Origin of the sequence: Bacillus sp. S4 (genome assembly GCF_040838205.1) — a bacterium.
Lineage (GTDB): Bacteria > Bacillota > Bacilli > Bacillales > Bacillaceae_G > Bacillus_A > Bacillus_A cereus_U.
Window position 1 is genome coordinate 1 of sequence record NZ_JBFPJI010000442.1, and the last position, 2,293, is coordinate 2,293.

Genomic DNA, 2,293 nt, shown 5'->3' on the forward strand with positions numbered 1-2,293 from the left:
GTATATAAGCCTAAGCTGAAATAAGGAAGGATTAATTGCCACTGTTTAGTATGTCAGCACAAAAGGGATGAAAGATGTATTATGATGGACGAAAGGAAGTTTTAAAAATGATTCATTATCGACTAGGTCAAACTGTTTTAAGTTATCGTAAGAAAAATAATATGAAAATTCGTGAATTTGCTGATTATGCAGGAATCAGTACTTCACTTATTAGTCAAATTGAAAGAGGACATGCCAATCCTTCTTTAAATGTATTGGAATTAATAGCGAAAGCATTAAATGTACCGCTATTTACTCTTTTTATTAATGATATTGATACAGACTCGCTTATTTCTAAGAAGAAAGATCGGAAAAAAGTATATCGAGAAAATAATGATCATATTGTTTATGATGTATTAACACCAGATTTTATGAAAGCTCGTATTGAAATGTTAATGATGGATTTAAATGGATATGCAAATACAACAGAAAGCCACTATTCCCACGAAGATAAGGAAGAAATTGCAGTTGTAATGAAAGGGGAAGTGTATGTGGAATTGGAAGGGAATGAATATTTTTTAGAAGAAGGAGATGTTGTCCGTATTCCACCGAACGTGAAGCATAGATTTTTGAATAAGAGTGATGGGATGAATCATATCTTATTTGTGTTAACACCTTCCTTAAGCTAAGGTAGAAATGTTTCGAGAGTTTTTACCTGGCTTTTTGGCAACTTTGTAGATGCTAAAAAGCCATTTTTATTAGGATTTAGAGGGGATAATAGAGATGGAAAATATAAATGTATTAAAAGATGGGCTTTCAATTATATCTCAGTGTAAAAAAGAAACAAATGATATTTGGCATGCACATTTTGGAGCAGCTGCAATTGCTAGTTATTTTTTTACTAAAAACAATAACATTGATGAAAAAACTGCCTGTAACATTTATTCTCAAGCGAAAATGATGCTCCATAAGCAAAGGTTAGGCGAAACAATTGATAATAAACAAGGTGTCAATTATCAAAGTGCTGAAGAAACGATAATCAAATCTTTGGAACAAACGATTGATGAACTCCATTGGGTTGGTCATAATGTAATTTACGCTTCTTTAAGTTTACTAGCCATTAAGGAGTTAAGTCATTGGGGGAGTGAGCAAGATATTAATAATATAGCAAACCTTATATTATCGTTTCAAAAAACAATTCCCGGTAGGTCTTGGATTGGTTTTACAACTAAAGAAGTAAAGCAATTAAGTATAAGTAATGATGAGATTCAAAGTGAAATTAAAAACCCAAAGCAATTATCAAAATTCATTTTAAATGAGTTATCAAAATTTCATGTTATATATAAGGCGGAATCACATCACGATTTAATTGGCCATATGCTTACCTTTTCACATGCGATTAATGTATTATATGACTTAGGGCATATAGAATTATTTCAACGAGGAATAAAACCACTATTAAAGCTAGTTTATGTACTTAGAAAAAGTCGCAATTTAATGCCGAATGCCCAAATAATATTGAATTCTCCTGTAGATCGTTTACCTCTCACAAAAGCAAAACAAGTTGATACACTTCCGCTAGATAATGCATTCTGGCTTAAAGACTACAGTGAATTTAATTGGGATTTTGGGCACATATTTAAATTTTCATATAGTTATTTTGATCACTTAACAAGGGTTCCAGAATATAAAGATAAAACATTTGAGAAATTCTGTTGTATATTAATGAGTAAAAGTCTCTAACTAATAGTAATTGGCACGTATTCATAAGCTTCAGTAACATATTTATAAAAATACGAAAATTTTTTGTAATAACTTATAATATTTTACGTGAGAGGATGTAGAATATGTTTATTTCTGTTACTAGAATGCGTCTAAAAGGAAAAAGGATGTTACCGTTCTTTTTTATATATACAACGAGAGCTGGATTACAGGCGAATAAAGCGAATGGCTTAATACATTCTTCATTTGCAAAAGAAGGATGGCATACGTTTTGGACGTTAACGGTTTGGGAGAATAAGGAATGTATGAAAGAGTATCGTAGTAATGGAAGCCATTTACAAGCCATGAAAATAGCAAGAAAGATAGCGAATGAATTAGAATTTACAAATTGGGAAAGTGATACGATTCCAAAGTGGGCTGATTGTAAGGACGTGTTACATAATAAATATGGTAGAAAATTATAATGATCTGTAATAAGGGACTTAGTTTAAGTCTCTTTTTTTATTAGTAATATATTATTTTTTTAAATATGTAAGATTTTACATTAGTATGAGACTTTTACTTATTATGTAAGTAGGCTATACTAAAGTAC

Annotated in this window: 3 protein-coding genes; all 3 read left to right on the top strand. The window is 30.7% G+C overall.

The genetic code is table 11. The features are described from left to right. The first annotated feature begins 74 nt into the window (after positions 1-74). The 3 genes from AB3X48_RS21330 (at position 75) to AB3X48_RS21340 (ending at position 2,165) form a co-directional block, all read left to right on the top strand. On the top strand, positions 75-668 hold the full coding sequence (locus AB3X48_RS21330) for a helix-turn-helix domain-containing protein (RefSeq protein WP_088099062.1): 594 nt from the start codon (positions 75-77) through the stop codon (positions 666-668). Positions 669-762: 94 nt separating this feature from the next. Beyond that, on the top strand, positions 763-1,722 hold the full coding sequence (locus AB3X48_RS21335) for a hypothetical protein (protein WP_070128358.1): 960 nt from the start codon (positions 763-765) through the stop codon (positions 1,720-1,722). Positions 1,723-1,826: 104 nt separating this feature from the next. Next, the gene (locus tag AB3X48_RS21340; RefSeq protein ID WP_002109886.1) at positions 1,827-2,165 is read left to right on the top strand and encodes a hypothetical protein; all 339 of its coding nucleotides are present in this window, start codon (positions 1,827-1,829) and stop codon (positions 2,163-2,165) included. The last annotated feature ends 128 nt before the right edge of the window (positions 2,166-2,293 follow it).